Raw genomic sequence first — 17,153 nt, forward strand, 5'->3', positions numbered from 1 at the left:
GCTCAAGCAGCGTTTAATTTTGGAAGGACAGCAATCAATTTATCGCCATCATGATCAACGATAAGGGCTTGAACAATTGTTCCTGCTTTTGCACCTTTAACCTGTACAAGGGTATAATCTTCTGTTCGTCCGATTTCATCTTTTTCAACGAGAATTGTTTGTAGACTGTTTTGTAAATGAGCAAGATGCTTTTGGTAAGCCATCTCACCTGCTTTACGCAATTTTTCAGCACGCATCTTAACTATTTTACGGTTGATTTGTGGCATACGTGCGGCAGGTGTTCCTTCTCTTGGACTAAAGGGGAAGACATGGAGATGGGTTAAATTACAATCTTTGATTAAAACAAGACTGTTTTGAAACATCTCTTCTGTTTCTGTAGGAAAACCAGCAATTAAGTCAGCACCATACACCATTGTAGGACGTTTGGCACGCAATTCTTGGCAAAATTGAACAGCATGTTCGCGCAGATGACGCCGTTTCATCCGTTTTAAAATCATATTATCACCTGCTTGCAAAGATAAATGCAAATGGGGCATGATCCTTGTTTCATAAGCTAAAAGATTGATGAGCTCTTCGTCTGCTTCAATAGAATCAATAGATGAGAGGCGTAATCGCGCTAAGTCAGGGACATGATGCAAAATTGCTGAAGTTAATTTTCCTAGAGTAGCTTTTCCAGGAAGATCGTGGCCATAACTTGTAAGGTCAACACCTGTAAGGACCACTTCTTGGATACCCTCACCTATCAGCTTTTTTATTTGTTCTATGACAGCACCCATGGGTACTGAACGAGATGGTCCTCGTCCATAAGGAATAATGCAAAATGTACAGCGATGATCACATCCATTTTGTACCTGTACAAAAGCGCGGGTGCGCTCTTGCATTGCACTGACCATATGTGGAGCAATTTTTTGTACTTCCATAATGTCATTGATACGCACCTTTTCAGAATGGTTAATACCAAAATCAGGAAGTTGACGATAAGAATGGGCGTGAAGTTTATCTTCGTTTCCTAAAACGAGATCCACTTCTGTCATTGAGGCAAAATTTTGTGCTTCTGTTTGGGCGGCACACCCTGTTACAATGATACGTGCATGAGGATTTTCACGTCGTGCTTTGCGGATAGCTTGTTTTGCTTGTCGTACGGCTTCGGCAGTGACAGCACAGGTATTAAAGATAATAGCACCATCTTTAAGCTGATCTAGCCCTGAAGAAGTACTTTCTTTGCGAATGATTTCCGATTCGTAGCTATTAAGTCGACAACCAAAAGTTACAATTTCTATTGCCATCAGGAGTGATCCTTTTTGTAGCACCCTGTTAAAGGGCTTAAAAAGCCACTAAATTGATATTTTATTGGTCCTGTCATAATAACGTGATTGTCTTCTCGGTAAAAAATATTAAGTGTTCCCTTTGGTAAGTTTACATCAATATGACGTTGTGTAAGACCACGACGATAAGCAGCCACTGCACTTGCACAAGCAGCACTCCCACATGCTTGTGTTAATCCTGCTCCTCGCTCCCATGTACGTAAATTTAGACTTTTCTTTGACGTTATGCAAGCAATGGAAATATTGCACCGTTCGGGAAACAGGGGATCATGTTCAAGGTTTGGCCCATATTCCTCTAATGGAATATGTTGAATATCATTTTCAACAAAAAAGATAGCATGGAGATTGCCAATGGATATGAGACAAGCGTCTTTTAGGGGACCAGCCGTAATTTCTACGTGATTTGTATCAACTATTTCACGTGAAACAGGCATCTCTTTTGCATTGAAATTTGGGCATCCCATATCAACAGAAATGAGATTGTCGGTTTGGTATTTCCCTTCAATAATTCCAGCGGGAGTTTCTAAATGAAATTTTTCACCAAAATTGTGATCTTTAAGCCATGCGATGACACAGCGGGTACCATTACCACAAGCTTTAGCCATTGATCCGTCGGCATTCCATATTTCGATGCGGAAGTTGGCTTTTTTCTGGGTTGGTGTGTGGATAGCCATGATTTGATCAAAATGCATTTCAGGATCTGCTGACAAAGCAAGGATTGCTTTTGGTGTAAGAGCATGAGTGCTTTCACGCATATCAACAACAATAATTTGATTTCCAAGACCGTCCATTTTGCTAAATGGCGTTTTCATGAAACTTCTCTATTTCTAATGATTACTTATAAAAGAGATATATGGCTGAAAATATTATAAATTTCCAGTGTTTAATAAATATAAAATTTGGTACATAAGTTATTTCGTTTAAAATAAGTGATTTTAACCTGTTTTTTTTAATTTGTTAATTTATCTTTGTAACTATAACAAATATTCGCTTAATTTTTTTGTGAACTTATTTATTGTCGTGGGAGAGAGTACAGACATGGCGTTTTCAAGAGTTTCGTTTTTCGTTGCACTATCAACTGTAATGTTTTTAGGGGGATGTTCAACAACACGGTTTGATGGTAATGACGATAATAACGCATTAGAAGTTTTTTATCCATCTCAACAAATGACAATATTGGAAGCGTCTAATCTGTCGTCTCCTTCTTCGTCGATATCTGAAGACGCAAACGCTTCGGTGTATGAAAAAGGAGATTCTCAGAGCGATGGACGAATGGCTAGTCTCGAATTGCCAAGCAGTGCCACTGATTTATTTCCTGCAAGTATTGCTGGGGTATGGAATCTTTCTATGGGAGGAAAAGTTTGCCGGATTGCAACTCCACAAACAAAGTTTGGAAAAGGGTACCGTGCTGGTCCTTTACACTGTCCAGGAATTGCTTCCCAAGTGAGATCGTGGGACGTTAAAGGAAAAAGATTATATTTTTATAATAACTCTGGACGTGTTATCCTCGTTCTTTATTCTTCAAATGTTGATCGTTTTGAGGGACGTACACTTGATGATCATCCCGTTGTTTTAAGTCGTTAAATCATTTTTGACCGTTTATGACAAGCTAAGCTAGACGGACAGATTCGTGAAAAGTATTTGTATTTTTCATTGAGATCGGTTTGAAAAAGGTTTTTTGGATGATTCTCGTTTCAACACGTTATAAGGAGCTTGTCGCTAAAGGAGAGGTTTGTTTTGATCCCGCTCAATTAGCTATAACAGAATATTTTGATCATTTATTAAAAAAAATTACGGAACAAAATATCCCTCGTCCTTGGACTTGGATATTTTGCTCTTTCTTTAATAGAATATTTAAAAGGAAAAAACAAAATATTTCTTGTGTTGTAAAACAAGGAGATGAAACAGGTTTTTTTCAGGGACTGTATATTTATGGTGAAGTAGGACGGGGCAAAACCATGCTGATGGATTTGTTCTTTTCTTGTTTGCCTAAAGGTCATAAAAAGCGTGCCCATTTTAATGATTTTATGGCTGATGTGCATGAGCGTATTAATTTTTATCGTCAAGCATCTGGGTGTGCAAAATTTAAACAAGATAATCCTATTTTAGCTGTTGCTGAGGATCTTGCACGAGAAGCAAAAATACTTTGTTTTGATGAGTTTAGTGTAACAGATATTGCTGATGCTATGGTATTGGGGCGGCTTATTTCTGCTTTGTTTGATAAAGGAATTTTCTTTATTGCAACCTCAAATGTGGCGCCGGATAACCTTTATTGTAACGGTTTAAATCGTGAACTCTTTTTGCCTTTTATTCAAGTTTTGAAAGCATATGTTCGCGTTGTTAATCTTGATGCAAAAACAGATTATCGCCTTGAAAAATCAAATCTACAACAGGTGTATGTGTCGCCGTTGGGGGTCCCGGCAAATGAATATATGGATCAAGCATGGGCACTTGTATTGCAAGGACATAAGGAGACATCTGATGAGCTTTCTATAAAAGGGCGCCTTATTCCTATTCCGCGCTTTGGTGCAGGATGTGCTCGTTTTGATTATGGGGATTTATGTGCAAAGCCTTTGGCCGCGGCTGAATATTTGTTATTAGGAGAGCGTTATCATACGATTTTTATTGATAATGTACCGGTCATGGATGATACATGTCGCAATGAAACAAAACGGTTTATTTTGCTTATTGATATTCTTTATGAACGCCACATACGGTTGTTTATGTCGGCTGCGGCAGGGGTAGGGGATTTGTATAAAGGGCATGCGCAGATTACGGAAACATTTGAATTTAAAAGAACACAATCACGTCTTTTCGAAATGCAAAGCTACGATTATTTAAAACTTTGGGAAGAACATTTTCTTTTGAAGAAGAAGCATTGATTATACTTTTACCTTTACGTAAACTGTAAAAACAATAACTTTTTGAAATTAAAGAAATATAATAATTCTGTTGTATTTTTTTTAAATTCACTTTATCGATACATCGTGATAATTTTCTAATAGTTGTTTCAGCGGAGGGTTGTTGTTTCTGTAAAGAGAGAAATTTGTAAATTTCATTTCTTTACTCCTTTTTATGATATTGTTTGAATATGGTTGAAGTCAAAAATATTCAGTATACGGACGCTGATGGGTGTGCGCTGAATTATCTAAAAGTTAGGAAAAAATAAAATGGCACGGAAAAAAATAGCTCTCATTGGTTCAGGTATGATTGGTGGTACTTTAGCACATATTATTGGGCTTAAAGAGCTTGCTGATGTGGTCTTATTTGATATTGCAGAAGGTGTGCCACAAGGTAAGGCTCTAGATATCGCCGAATCTTCTCCTGTTGATGGTTTTGATATCAGTCTAAAAGGTGCTAATGCTTATGAAACAATTGAAGGTGCTGATGTTGTTATTGTAACAGCAGGCGTTGCGCGAAAACCTGGTATGAGCCGTGATGAACTTTTGGGCATTAATTTAAAGGTTATGGAACAAGTTGGAGCTGGAATTAAAAAATACGCTTCTTCGGCGTTTGTTATTTGTATTACTAATCCCCTTGATGCGATGGTGTGGGCTTTGCAGAAATTTTCAGGTCTCCCTACACATAAAGTGGTTGGTATGGCAGGTGTTCTTGATTCAGCGCGTTTTCGTCATTTCTTATCTGAGGAATTTAAGGTCTCTATTAAAGATGTGACAGCGTTTGTTTTAGGGGGCCACGGTGATACAATGGTTCCTCTCGTGCGTTATTCAACGGTTGGTGGTATTTCTTTGCCTGATCTTGTAAAGATGGGCTGGACAACACAGGAAAGAATTGATCAAATTATCCAGCGTACCCGCGATGGTGGTGCAGAAATTATTGGTTTGTTAAAAACAGGTTCTGCTTATTATGCACCAGCAGCTTCTGCTGTTTCTATGGCTGAGGCTTATCTAAAGGACACTAAGCGTGTTGTGCCTGTTGCAGCTTATCTTTCAGGAGAATATGGGGTTAATGATACTTACGTTGGTGTTCCTGTTGTACTTGGTGCAGGTGGTGTTGAACGAGTCATTGAAATTGATCTTGATAAAGAAGAAAGAGGTGCTTTTGATCATTCAGTAAATGCGGTTAAAAAGCTTTGTGAAGCTTGTATTGCTCTTGTACCTAGTCTCAAGTAAATTGAACAAGGTTTAATTCATTAAAATAAGTATTTAGAATATTAAAACTTTAGGATTAATAAGATCCATGATCCATAAAAGAAAAGGACAAATGCATGAATATCCATGAGTATCAGGCCAAACGTCTGCTTCATGAATATGGAGCACCAATTGCAAATGGTGTCGCTGTTTATTCTGTAGAGCAAGCGGAAAAATGGGCGGAAAAATTGCCCGGACCTCTCTATGTGGTTAAAAGTCAGATACACGCTGGTGGTCGTGGTAAGGGTAAGTTTAAAGAACTTGATCCTGATGCAAAGGGTGGTGTTCGGCTTGCACAATCTGTTGAAGAAGTTGTTGCAAATGTTCAAGAAATGCTTGGAAAAACTTTGGTAACCAAACAAACTGGTCCAGAGGGTAAGCAGGTCAACCGCCTTTATATTGAAGACGGTGCCGATATTGAACGGGAGCTTTATCTTTCACTTTTGGTTGATCGTAGCATTGGTCGAATTGCTTTTGTTGTTTCAACAGAAGGTGGAATGGATATTGAAACGGTTGCTGAAGAGACACCAGAAAAAATATTCACGCTTCCCATTGATGCTGGAGAGGGTGTTACTTCTGCTGATTGTGCAAGACTTTGTGATGCGTTGAAACTACAAAGTAGTGCGCGAGAAGATGGTGAAAAGCTTTTTCCGATTCTCTATAAGGCATTTTGTGAAAAAGACATGAGCCTTTTAGAAATCAATCCACTTATTGTGATGAAAGATGGTCGTTTGCGTGTTCTTGATGCGAAAGTTTCTTTTGATAATAATGCTCTGTTTCGTCATCCAGATATTTTAGAATTGCGCGATCTTTCAGAGGAAGATCCAAAGGAAATAGAAGCATCAAAGCATGATCTTGCTTATGTTGCTCTTGAGGGTACGATTGGTTGCATGGTTAATGGTGCTGGGCTTGCTATGGCAACAATGGATATCATTAAGCTTTATGGAGCAGAGCCAGCGAATTTTTTGGATGTTGGTGGTGGAGCATCAAAAGAAAAGGTGACAGCTGCTTTTAAGATTATTACGGCCGATCCAAATGTTAAGGGCATTTTGGTTAACATTTTTGGTGGTATTATGCGTTGTGATGTCATTGCTGAAGGTGTGGTTGCTGCTGTTCGTGAGGTTGGTTTAAAAGTTCCCTTGGTTGTTCGTCTTGAAGGCACTAATGTTGAGCAGGGTAAAGCAATTATTAATGAGAGTGGTTTGAATGTTATTCCTGCTGATGATTTAGATGATGCTGCCCAAAAAATTGTTGCAGCCGTGAAGGGAGCTTAAGCTATGTCGATTCTTGTGAATAAAGAGACAAAAGTTCTAGTTCAAGGGCTTACAGGAAAAACAGGAACATTTCATACAGAACAGGCGCTTGCTTATCATGGTACGCAAATGGTTGGTGGCGTTAATCCTAAAAAGGGTGGAGAAACATGGGAAGGTTCAAAAGGTGAAACTCTTCCTATCTTTGCTAATGTTGCAGAAGCAAAAGAAAAAACAAGCGCGGATGCTTCCGTTATTTATGTTCCTCCTGCAGGGGCTGCGGCAGCTATTATAGAGGCTATTGAAGCTGAAATTCGTTTAATTATCTGTATTACGGAAGGTATTCCCGTTATGGATATGGTTAAAGTGAAGGCGCGATTAGAAAACTCAAAGTCTCGTCTTATTGGTCCTAATTGTCCCGGTATTCTTACACCAAATGAATGTAAAATTGGTATTATGCCTGGTTCTATTTTTAGAAAAGGTTCTGTTGGGGTTGTCTCGAGGTCGGGAACTTTAACTTATGAAGCCGTTTTTCAGACGAGTCAGGAAGGTCTCGGACAAACAACTGCTATAGGGATTGGTGGTGATCCTGTTAAGGGTACTGAATTTATTGATGTGTTGGAAATGTTTTTAGCAGATGATGAAACTCAGTCTATTGTTATGATTGGTGAGATTGGTGGTTCTGCTGAAGAAGAAGCAGCACAGTTTCTGCAAGATGAAGCAAGAAAAGGTCGAAAAAAGCCAGTTGTTGGCTTTATTGCTGGCCGTACGGCTCCTCCAGGACGTACAATGGGACATGCCGGTGCTGTTATTTCTGGTGGTAAGGGTGGAGCAGAAGATAAAATTGCAGCAATGGAATCAGCAGGGATTCGTGTGTCTTCTTCGCCATCACAGATAGGTAAGACTTTGATGTCAGTTTTGAAAGGCTAAAAGAAAGTTTCACCTGAATAAGCAAAGGTTCTTAGATTCAGGTGAAAAAACTTGAGTATAAAAAGGTAAAACTTTTTTGAATGTTCAAATCACTGCTTGTTTGTAAGCATTTAAAGGTCAAAAGAGATATAAGGAGACGGAATAGATGTTCCGGAGAGGTATATGGCAAGGCAGGACGAAATAAATAGCCTTTTTGCACAGACATCATTTCTTTATGGTGGGAATGCGGATTATATAGATCAACTTTATGCTCAATATGAAAAAGATCCTACCAGTGTTGATTCACAGTGGCGTGCTTTTTTTGAAGGACTTCATGATAATAAAGAAGATGTTCTTAAAAATGCTGAAGGAGCAACATGGCAGCGTGATCATTGGCCGTTAAAAGCAGAGGGTGAATTGGTTTCTGCTCTTGATGGTGATTGGTCTTCTCTTGAAAAATATCTTGGCGATAAATTAAAGGAAAAAGCAATAACAGGTGCTGCACAAAAGGGAAAAACTTCCAGTAAACAAGATATTATTCGTGCAACACGTGATTCCGTTCATGCAATTATGATGATTCGTGCGTTTCGAGAACGGGGACATCTTCATGCGCAGCTTGACCCTCTTCAATTGGCCGAAAAACAAGAAGATTATAAGGAACTTTCTCCAGAAGCTTATGGTTTTACTCCAGCTGATTACGAGCGTCCCATTTTTATTGATAATGTTTTAGGATTGGAATATGCAACTATTCCGCAAATGCTTGAGATTCTCAATCGGACCTATTGTTCAACAATCGGTGTGGAATATATGCATGTTTCTGATCCAGTTCAGAAAGCATGGCTTCAAGAACGCATTGAAGGGCGAGATAAAAAAAATTCTTTCACACAACAAGACAAGAAAGCTATTCTGAATAAGCTTATTCAGGCAGAGGGATTCGAACAGTTTTTAGACACTAAATATAAAGGTACAAAGCGTTTTGGACTCGATGGTGGTGAGGCGCTGATTCCCGCTCTTGAACAAATTATCAAATGTGGTAGTGCTTTGGGGGTGCAGGAAGTTATTTTAGGAATGGCACATCGTGGTCGTTTAAATGTTCTTTCACAAGTTCTTGCCAAACCGCATAGGGCTATCTTTCATGAATTCAAAGGGGGATCTTATAAGCCTGATGATGTGGAGGGATCCGGTGATGTCAAATATCATTTGGGAACTACCGCTGATCTGGACTTTGATGGTAAAAAAGTTCACTTATCGCTGTTGGCTAATCCATCTCATCTTGAGATTGTTGATCCGGTTGTTATGGGGAAAGCACGTGCTAAACAAGATCAACTTATGGGACCTGCGCATACTGATTTACTCCCATTAAGTGAGCGTTCAAAAGTGATGCCATTGCTTATTCATGGTGATGCTGCTTTTGCAGGACAAGGCGTTATCCAAGAAACTTTTGGTCTTTCAGGTCTTAAAGGTTATCGTGTTGCAGGCTCACTTCATGTTATTATCAATAACCAGATTGGTTTTACAACATCTCCACGTTTTTCACGTTCTTCGCCTTATCCATCAGATGTCGCAAAAATGATTGATGCACCAATTTTCCATGTGAATGGTGATGATCCTGAGGCGGTTGTTTTTGTTGCCAAAATAGCAACAGAGTTTCGCCAAATTTTCCATAAACCAGTGGTTATTGATATGTTTTGTTATCGCCGTTATGGGCATAATGAAGGTGATGAACCTTCCTTTACGCAGCCGCTTATGTATAAAGCAATTCGTAATCATAAAACAACACTTCAACTTTATAGTGACCAATTGGTAGCAGAAGGAATGATTTCTTCAGAAGAGATTGAGCAACAAAAAAAATTATGGCGCGATAAGCTTGAAGGTGAACTTGAAGCGAGTGCTTCTTATAAGCCTAATAAGGCTGATTGGCTTGATGGAAGCTGGACGGGACTCAAAGCTTTTAGTAGTTCTGATGAGCAGCATTCTAGAGCAACCGGTGTTGAATTAAAAACTTTAAAGGAAATTGGTCAGAAAATTGTTGAAATTCCGGCGAATTTTCACGTTCACAAAACCATTCAACGTTTTTTAAATAATCGTGCTAAAATTTTTGAAACCGGTGAGGGTGTTGACTGGGCAACCGCTGAAGCTTTAGCTTTTGGTTCACTTTGTTTGGAAGGTGCACCGGTTCGTCTTTCCGGTGAAGATGTTGAGCGGGGAACTTTTTCACAACGTCATTCCGTTCTTTATGACCAAGAAAATGAGGCGCGTTATATTCCTTTGAATCATTTACAAAAGGGGCAAGCGCTTTATGACGTTGTTAATTCTATGCTTTCTGAAGAAGCTGTTCTTGGTTTTGAATATGGATATTCTCTTGCTGAACCACGAGGATTAACACTTTGGGAAGCACAATTTGGTGATTTCTCTAATGGTGCACAGGTCATTTTTGATCAATTTATTTCATCCGCAGAGCGTAAGTGGCTTCGTATGTCTGGTCTTGTGTGTTTATTGCCTCATGGTTTTGAAGGGCAAGGGCCGGAGCATTCTTCTGCACGTTTAGAACGATTTCTTCAACTTTGTGCGGAAGATAATATGCAGGTTGCTAATTGTACAACCCCTGCAAATTATTTTCATATTTTGCGTCGACAAATTAAGCGTGATTTCCGTAAGCCATTGATTTTGATGACACCGAAATCACTCTTACGTCATAAGCGAGCGGTTTCTCTTCTCAATGAAATGGGGCCAGAAACAAGTTTCTGTCGTGTGTTGCTTGATGATGCAGAATGTCTCAAAGATTCTGTCATTAAGTTGCAAAAAGATAATAAAATTCGCCGTGTCGTTCTTTGTACTGGTAAGGTTTATTACGACCTTTATGAAGAACGTGAAAAAAAGGGTATTGATGATGTTTATCTCCTTCGTATTGAACAGCTTTATCCTTTCCCTGCAAAAGTTTTGGTGAATGTGTTATCGCGCTTTTTGCAGGCGGAAGTTTTTTGGTGCCAAGAGGAACCAAAAAACATGGGGGCTTGGTCATTTATTGAGCCTTATTTGGAATGGGTTTTGACGCATATTAATGCGCAATATTCACGTGCTCGTTATGCAGGACGTCCTGCGAGTGCGTCACCGGCCTCTGGGTTAATGGTGAAACACCTTGAACAACTGGCTGCGTTTCTTAAAGACGCGTTAGGTTCTTAATTTATTACTACTCTGATGTATGGAAAAATATTATGACTACTGAAATTCGTGTTCCTACTTTGGGCGAATCGGTTACCGAAGCAACGGTTGGCAAATGGTTTAAAAAACTTGGCGAAGCTGTCGCTATGGATGAGCCTTTGGTTGAATTAGAAACTGATAAGGTAACCGTTGAAGTTCCTTCTCCTGTTGCTGGGAAATTATCTGAAATCATTGCAAAAGAAGGCGATACGGTTGAAGTAAATGCTCTTTTAGGAGTGGTGAAAGCTGGAGAAGCTGGTGTCTCCCAATCATTTTCACCTTCTGCTACGCTTGTTCCAGCGGCTTCATCTGAATCGGAGAAGCCTGCTTTGAGCAGTGCAATGCCTCCTTCTCCTTCAGCAGCAAAATTGATGGCTGAAAATAATGTTGCAAAAAGCGATATTTCAGGTTCTGGAAAACGTGGACAAATTCTTAAAGAAGATGTTCTTGGTGGATTAAAACAAAGTACAAATGCCCCTACACCCTCTTCTTCTGCGACGAGTTCTTCGGCAACTCCTGTCCAAGAAACACGTGAAGAGCGGGTTCGTATGACGAAATTGCGTCAAACAATTGCTCGCCGTCTTAAAGATGCACAAAATGTAGCAGCGATGTTAACCACATTTAATGAGGTTGATATGTCAGCTGTGATGGATTTGCGCAAGCGTTATAAGGATCTTTTTGAAAAGAAACATGGTGTTAAACTTGGTTTTATGGGGTTTTTTACCAAGGCTGTTTGTCATGCATTAAAAGAACTTCCTGCTGTTAATGCCGAGATTGATGGGACAGATATTGTTTACAAAAACTATGTCAATGTTGGAATTGCTGTTGGAACGGATAAAGGGCTTGTTGTTCCAGTAGTGCGAGATGCAGATCAAATGTCATTGGCAGAGATTGAAAAAGAGATTGGTCGTTTGGGACGTCTTGCGCGTGATGGAAAATTAGCCGTTTCTGATATGCAGGGCGGAACTTTTACCATTACCAATGGTGGTGTGTATGGATCGTTGATGTCAACACCGATTTTGAATGCACCACAATCTGGTATTTTGGGAATGCATGCGATTAAAGAGCGAGCAATGGTTGTTGAGGGCCAAGTTGTGATTCGTCCCATGATGTATTTAGCGCTTTCTTATGATCACCGTATTGTGGATGGGCAAGAAGCTGTGACTTTCCTTGTGCGTGTTAAGGAAAGCTTAGAAGATCCGGAACGCCTTGTTCTTGATTTGTAAAATACAGTTTTCAGGATGAAAGGAGAAACGGATGTCTTATGATGTGGCTGTGATCGGAGCGGGTCCAGGTGGTTATGTAGCAGCAATAAAGGCGGCACAACTGGGACTTAAAGTAGCGATTATTGAAAAGCGTACAACATTAGGAGGAACATGTCTCAACGTTGGTTGTATTCCTTCTAAAGCGTTGTTGCATGCTTCAGAAGTGTTTTCTGAAACCCAGCATGGTTTTGAAACGCTTGGTATTTCTATTGGTAAATCTAAGCTTAACCTTGAACAAATGATGGTTCATAAGAAAGCTGTGGTAACTGCCAATACGAGTGGTGTTTCTTTTTTGATGAAAAAAAATAAAGTTGATACTTTTTTTGGGACAGCCAAAATTTTGAGTGCGGGTCATGTGGAAGTTGTTGCCAGAGATGGTAATAAACAAACAATTGAAACAAAAAATATTATTATTGCTACCGGTTCAGAGAGTTCAGGCATTCCAGGGGTGAATGTTGAAATTGATGAAAAGACTATTGTTTCTTCTACGGGAGCTCTCTCACTTGAAAAAGTACCAGCGCATATGATTGTAGTGGGTGCTGGTGTTATTGGTTCAGAACTTGGATCAGTTTGGAGCCGTTTAGGTGCTAAGGTGACCATTATTGAGTATCTTAATAAAGTTTTGGGCTCAATGGATGGTGAAGTTTCACGGCAATTTCAGAAATTAATGGAAAAACAGGGAATTGAATATAAAACGGGTGCAAAGGTGACAGCTGTTACACAATCTGGCTCAACTGCTCAGGTGAGCTTTGAATCTGTCAAAGGTGGTGAATCTGAAACTTTAGAGGCTGATGTTGTGCTTATTGCTACTGGACGTTCTCCCTATACAGAGGGGCTTGGCTTACAAGAGGCTGGTGTTCAGTTAGATGAACGCGGATTTATTGCAATTGATGCTCATTGGCAGACGAATGTTCCAGGAATTTATGCAATTGGTGATGTCGTAAAAGGACCAATGTTAGCACATAAAGCAGAGGAAGAAGGCGTTGCTGTGGCAGAAATTTTGGCAGGTCAAAAAGGACATGTTAATTTTGATGTTATTCCTAGTGTTGTTTATACACAGCCGGAAATTGCGAGTGTAGGAAGGACAGAAGAAGAGCTAAAAACTGCTGGTATTGAATATAATGTTGGCAAATTTCCTTTTATGGCTAATGGTCGTGCACGTGCAATGCAAAAGAGTGATGGGTTCGTTAAAATCCTTTCTGATAAAAAAACAGATCGGGTATTAGGGGGGCATATTCTTGGATTTGGTGCTGGTGAAATGATCCATGAAATTGCAGTTTTAATGGAATTTGGTGGTTCATCAGAAGATCTGGGACGTTGTTGCCATGCACATCCTACCTTATCAGAAGCCGTGCGTGAGGCAGCTTTGGCAACATTTGCTAAACCACTTCATATTTAAAAAGCTTTTAAAAAGTACATTTTAAAAGGCACATGAGGCGGAAAATATTAGTGAAGCATGCAACAGCATTTTAAAACTTTAAAAAGGAATATAACCAATTGTATTAAAATGTTCCATTTGTTGTATGCTTTTCGATAATTACTGTTTTAGATATCTGTTGTGCAGTTTTGATTGATTATTCTGTTGTGCACTATCGTTTAGAGCGGTGGTGTTTAGTCTATGTAAAGTTTTATATATGGGGTAGTTTTTATACTGTTATAAATATTTAAGATAGGATTCTGAGCCTATCTGCGTGCTTTGTGTTAAGAAAACATCTCTCAAAATGCCCAAATCTACTTCGCAATGGTGCTCGTGAATGGTATAGCTGTAAAGTTTCTCTTGAAATATATGAAATTCATTCAAACTGTTATAAGACCTATTGTGCACCATCATCTTTATGTTTAGTAAAAGTACACGCTGACATTGATAATACACTTTTTCAGTTCTCAATATTTCTAAAGCTCTTTATTATTTGAGAGTTTTCATAAGAGAATTTTTATTCTGTTCTTTTATCATTTTACCTCACACGCTCGCTTTGTTTGTGATGTGCAGACAAAAGATTTTAATTGCTTCAATGTGAGAGAGCTTGTGATAAGAAAATCTTACAGTATTCAGCGTTATAAATCAAGTTGAAAATGATATTTTATTGTTATAAATCAATGCGTTATATATGATGATGAATCATATGAAGAGAGAAGCCAAGAGGAATTCACCCAAAGAAATTGAATTGTTTAATGATTGGTGTGGGTTAAGGATCTTTGTCATTTAAGATGAAGAGGGGAGGGATTGGATATTCTACAAAATACCGCTCTTCTTTAAAAAAGCGGTATTTTTATATCTTTTGTTTATGACACTATCTTTTTGATGATAATGACAAGTCATACAGTGTGATTAAGTTAGTTTTTTCTTCTCTGCTTTTCTTGATCATTGCTTGCTATGTCTTAAAAAGATGATATGTCTCTTCTTTAAGGTTGTTAAGAAATCGTAATGTTGCCAAAATATAACGAATAGCTAAAATTTTTTTGAAAACCATAATTACACGAGAATATTAAGTTTGTTTTCATTGGGCAGTTTTGTGATAACTTAAAAAATCAAGCATATGCTTTCTATAGGTATTAAAATTGTAATTTTTTATCTTCTTGTTGTTCTCTTATAAAAGTGGGAAGCCCCATATGATCAAGATATTTAAGGAAAGGGTGGGGTGGTAATTCTTCTACATTGACCATAGTTTTAACATCCCATTCGCCTGTGGCAATAAGAAGAGCTGTTGCGGCTGCTGGTACGCCAGCTGTATAGGAAATGCCTTGTGCCCCAGTTTCATGAAAAGCTTGTTTGTGATCGGCTATATTATAGATAAAAATTTCTCTCGAGTTTCCATCTTTTTCGCCTTTAATAAGATCTCCGATACAGGTTTTTCCTGTGTAGTCTGGGGCGAGAGAGGAAGGGTCGGGTAAGACGGCCTTCACGACTTTCAAGGGCACGACTTCTTGACCTTCTGCCGTTTTAATTGGTTGTTCGGATAAGAGTCCGAGGTTTTTTAGAACCGTAAAAACAGTGATATAACGATCACTAAATCCCATCCAGAAACGGACATTCTCTACATCAAGATTTTTGGAAAGTGAATGAATTTCATCATGTCCTGTCATATAGGCTTTTTGTTTTCCCACAACGGGAAGATCCCATTCATGGCTGATTTCAAACATTTTATTGGAAGTCCATTTTTTATTTTGCCATGACCATACTTGTCCTGTAAATTCACGGAAGTTAATTTCTGGATCAAAATTTGTAGCAAACCAACGCCCATGATTTCCGGCATTAATATCAATAATATCAATATCTGTGATTTTATCAAAATAATCATCGCGCGCTAATGCAGCATAAGCGTTCACTACACCTGGGTCAAAACCTGCTCCTAAAATAGCGGTTATACCAGCTTTTTCACATTCTTGACGTCGAGGCCATTCATAATTGCCATACCAAGGAGGTGTTTCACAAATTTTCAATGGGTCTTCATGAATTGCGGTATCGATATAAGCGCATTTGGTTTCAATACAAGCTGAAAGAACAGACATATTAAGAAAGGCAGAACCAACATTAATGACAATTTCGCATTTGGTCTTTTGGATGAGCTTTATAGTTTCTTCTACATTCATGGCATTGAGCGAATGGCTTTTGAGAACACCCTGTTCTTTCATTGTGTTTTTTTCTTTAATAGAAGCAATGATGGCCTCACATTTTTTGAGTGTTCGTGAAGCAATATGAATTTCACCAAGAATATCGTTGTTTTGAGCGCATTTATGCGCAACAACTTGTGCAACACCTCCGGCACCAATAATGAGAACATTTTTTTTCATTGTAGGTCCATCTCCTTTTTAATACTGTTGTATGACGTTTTTTATGGTTTATCTTTATGAAAGGCTTTCCTGATAGTCGTTATAGCTGAATTGGCGTTGAAGTGTTAATGTACCATCGCACTCTTTGAGAACAATAGCAGGCATTGTAACGCCATTAAACCAGTTTTTTTTGACCATTGTATAACCTGCTGCATCCTGAAAAGACAGTCTATCGCCTATTTTAAGAGGTTTTTGAAATTGAAATGTTCCAAAAATATCGCCGGCAAGACAAGACTTTCCACAAATCATAATTTCGTGTGGACCTTGATTGGGTTCTAATTTGGCATTCTCACGATAAATTAAAAGATCAAGCATATGAGCTTCAATAGAGCTATCAACGATGGCAAGTTTTTTTTCATTATACAATGTGTCAAGAACGCTTACTTCCAGTGTGGTGCTTTTGGTAATAGCAGCTTCTCCTGGTTCTAGAAAAAGAGTGACACCATGAGTTTTAGAAAATTGTTTTAAGCGTTTTGCGAAAGCTTCTAGAGGATAATTTTCAGCCGTAAAATGGATTCCGCCGCCAAGGCTTATCCAGTCAACAGCAGAAAAAAGTTCTGCAAATTTTTCTTCCATATACCCAAGCATTTGGTTAAAAAGATTAAAGTCAGCATTTTCACAATTGTTATGGATCATCAATCCGTTGATAAGAGGCAGAACTTCTTTGATAGCGCTTTGGTTTGTTTCTCCTAAGCGGCTAAAAGGGCGAGAGGGGTTGGCAAGATCAAAATTTGATGCGCTCATTCCTGGGTTTAACCTTAAACCTCTTTGAATGGTTTTTGTTGCATCAGAAAAGCGTTGAAGCTGTTGGATGGAATTAAAGATGATTTTATCTGCATAACCACAGGCTTCATCAATTTCATCATCTGCCCAAGCCACTGAATAAGCATGGGTTTCTTTGCCAAATTTTTCTCTTCCTAAACGCAGTTCATAAAGGGATGATGATGTGGTTCCATCCATGAACTCAGACATTAAATCAAAAACACTCCATGTGGCAAAACATTTCAAAGCAAGTAAAATTTTAGCTCCGGACATTTCCCGTAAACGAGAAATTGTTTGCATGTTTTTGATGAGTTTCGATTTGTCTATAAGATAGTAGGGGGTTTTTATCATTATTTATTCATTCTTTTTTGTAGGATCTTATTGCCAAGATCAACGTTTAGTACAAAGAGTAACAGAATGTCTCAAGAAAAAAGAATCTTAAGAAAAGAATCTGTTTCT

12 protein-coding genes are annotated in these 17,153 nt (G+C 38.7%); 8 read left to right on the forward strand and 4 right to left on the reverse strand.

Going from position 1 to position 17,153, the window contains the following annotated elements; translation table 11 throughout:
* Positions 1–2: 2 nt before the first annotated feature.
* Complete coding sequence (gene mtaB / locus ACFILN_RS05790; RefSeq protein WP_375671069.1) at positions 3–1,286, reverse strand: tRNA (N(6)-L-threonylcarbamoyladenosine(37)-C(2))-methylthiotransferase MtaB; 1,284 nt, start codon at positions 1,284–1,286, stop codon at positions 3–5.
* Positions 1,286–2,137, reverse strand: a complete 852-nt coding sequence (dapF, locus tag ACFILN_RS05795) for a diaminopimelate epimerase (protein ID WP_375630645.1) — start codon at positions 2,135–2,137, stop codon at positions 1,286–1,288. Before dapF ends, mtaB begins: the two co-directional genes overlap by 1 nt.
* A 226-nt stretch (positions 2,138–2,363) precedes the next feature.
* Here dapF and ACFILN_RS05800 point away from each other — a divergent pair, with 226 nt between their 5' ends.
* From ACFILN_RS05800 to lpdA, 8 genes are all read left to right on the forward strand, one after another.
* Positions 2,364–2,909, forward strand: a complete 546-nt coding sequence (locus tag ACFILN_RS05800; protein ID WP_375671071.1) for an AprI/Inh family metalloprotease inhibitor — start codon at positions 2,364–2,366, stop codon at positions 2,907–2,909.
* Positions 2,910–3,007: 98 nt separating this feature from the next.
* Complete coding sequence (gene zapE / locus ACFILN_RS05805; RefSeq protein WP_375662909.1) at positions 3,008–4,207, forward strand: cell division protein ZapE; 1,200 nt, start codon at positions 3,008–3,010, stop codon at positions 4,205–4,207.
* Between the two features lie 288 nt (positions 4,208–4,495).
* A complete protein-coding gene (gene mdh, locus ACFILN_RS05810) occupies positions 4,496–5,458 on the forward strand; it encodes a malate dehydrogenase (protein ID WP_273790160.1) in 963 nt (320 codons plus the stop codon).
* Positions 5,459–5,553: 95 nt separating this feature from the next.
* Entirely contained in the window at positions 5,554–6,750 is a 1,197-nt protein-coding gene (sucC, locus tag ACFILN_RS05815) for an ADP-forming succinate--CoA ligase subunit beta (RefSeq protein WP_273790159.1), read from the forward strand.
* Positions 6,751–6,753: 3 nt separating this feature from the next.
* Entirely contained in the window at positions 6,754–7,656 is a 903-nt protein-coding gene (gene sucD, locus ACFILN_RS05820; protein WP_375630649.1) for a succinate--CoA ligase subunit alpha, read from the forward strand.
* Positions 7,657–7,818: 162 nt separating this feature from the next.
* Positions 7,819–10,818 carry a 2-oxoglutarate dehydrogenase E1 component gene (locus ACFILN_RS05825; protein ID WP_375654298.1) on the forward strand — a complete coding sequence of 1,000 codons (3,000 nt, stop codon included), beginning with the start codon at positions 7,819–7,821 and terminating at the stop codon, positions 10,816–10,818.
* Positions 10,819–10,850: 32 nt separating this feature from the next.
* Positions 10,851–12,062 carry a 2-oxoglutarate dehydrogenase complex dihydrolipoyllysine-residue succinyltransferase gene (gene odhB, locus ACFILN_RS05830; RefSeq protein ID WP_273790156.1) on the forward strand — a complete coding sequence of 404 codons (1,212 nt, stop codon included), beginning with the start codon at positions 10,851–10,853 and terminating at the stop codon, positions 12,060–12,062.
* A 31-nt stretch (positions 12,063–12,093) separates the two neighbouring features.
* Complete coding sequence (gene lpdA / locus ACFILN_RS05835) at positions 12,094–13,500, forward strand: dihydrolipoyl dehydrogenase (protein ID WP_375630654.1); 1,407 nt, start codon at positions 12,094–12,096, stop codon at positions 13,498–13,500.
* A gap of 1,154 nt (positions 13,501–14,654) precedes the next feature.
* On the opposite strand, the gene ACFILN_RS05840 is transcribed toward lpdA, so the two are convergent.
* Positions 14,655–15,893, reverse strand: a complete 1,239-nt coding sequence (locus ACFILN_RS05840) for a saccharopine dehydrogenase family protein (protein WP_273790154.1) — start codon at positions 15,891–15,893, stop codon at positions 14,655–14,657.
* Positions 15,894–15,947: 54 nt separating this feature from the next.
* A complete protein-coding gene (locus ACFILN_RS05845; protein ID WP_273790153.1) occupies positions 15,948–17,045 on the reverse strand; it encodes a carboxynorspermidine decarboxylase in 1,098 nt (365 codons plus the stop codon).
* Between the last annotated feature and the right edge of the window lie 108 nt (positions 17,046–17,153).

The organism is Bartonella sp. CL434QHHD (assembly GCF_042195145.1).
In the GTDB taxonomy this organism is placed as follows: Bacteria; Pseudomonadota; Alphaproteobacteria; order Rhizobiales; family Rhizobiaceae; genus Bartonella.